A 934-nucleotide genomic window follows, 5' to 3' on the forward strand; every position below is an offset into this window, starting at 1 on the left:
GCCCTGGGCCTGCTGCGCGCCCTGCATGAACGCGGCCGGCGCGTCCCCGAGGACGTCAGCGTCATCGGCTTCGACGACATCGCCGAGGCGTCGTCCTTCCTGCCGCCCCTCACGACGGTCCATCAGGACTTCGCCGAGGTCGGCCGCCTCTGCGTCCAGGCGGTCCTGCGGAAGATGCGCCACGACGACGCGTCCCACGGCACGACGCTTGTGCCGACGCGCCTGATGGTCCGGGAGAGCACGGCGCCACCCCCAGTGCGCTGAGCGTCGGCCGGAGAGTGCCGCTCGCTGCCGTTGCAGGTGTGCCGTGTCTTCGTCCTGGAAGAGCTCACACGGCGGAACCGCGGTCTCCGTCCGGGCGGCTGGTTCATTGGGTCGCTCTGGACTCCCGCGTCCACACACCGGGGCCGGCGGCGTTCCGCCGACAATGCGGATCCTTGCGGCCACCGGCTCGCGGCAACCGCCGACGGAACCTCGGGCCGAGGACGGCGCAGGCGCCGCGGGCCCGGCGGCATGCGGCCGGGCCCGCGCCGGGTCAGCTCTTCTTCTGACCGTTGCGCAGTGCCTGGTCGGTCATGTCGTTCACCTGGTTGGCCGGGGGAGCCTCGGCTTCGACCTCGGTGCCGAAGGCGGAGTACTCCATCAGCGTGCTGAGCTTGACCTGTTGGGGTGCCGAGCTCGCGTCCGGCTTGGTGGAGGCCGGTGCCTTGACGGTCATGTCGATCTGCTGGCGTCGAATGCGGCCCTGGTCGTCGAGCCAGATCTGCATGGGCAGCGTCGGGCCGATCTGCTCGCGCAACTGCGAGCCGCCGGGCAGCCGCGCGACGTCGACCGAGACCTTGTACCGGTCGGTGTCGGCGCCGTCGATCTTCTCGGTGCCGACCTTGGAGACGTCGTCGTCGGTGATCGCCTTGGCGTAGGCGGCGGACTGGGC

The 934-nt window shown here is 71.1% G+C and carries 1 protein-coding gene and 1 pseudogene; one reads left to right on the forward strand and one right to left on the reverse strand.

The genetic code is table 11. The annotated features are described in order from the left end of the window. The coding region (locus TN53_RS40995; protein WP_046263972.1) for a substrate-binding domain-containing protein at window positions 1-264 on the forward strand (264 nt) is incomplete at its 5' end. 271 nt (window positions 265-535) lie between these two features. Here TN53_RS40995 and TN53_RS41000 read toward each other — a convergent pair. Beyond that, window positions 536-934 (reverse strand): annotated as a pseudogene (locus tag TN53_RS41000) (hypothetical protein); the annotation flags it as partial.

Origin of the sequence: Streptomyces sp. WM6386 (assembly GCF_000972385.1) — a bacterium.
Lineage (GTDB): Bacteria > Actinomycetota > Actinomycetes > Streptomycetales > Streptomycetaceae > Streptomyces.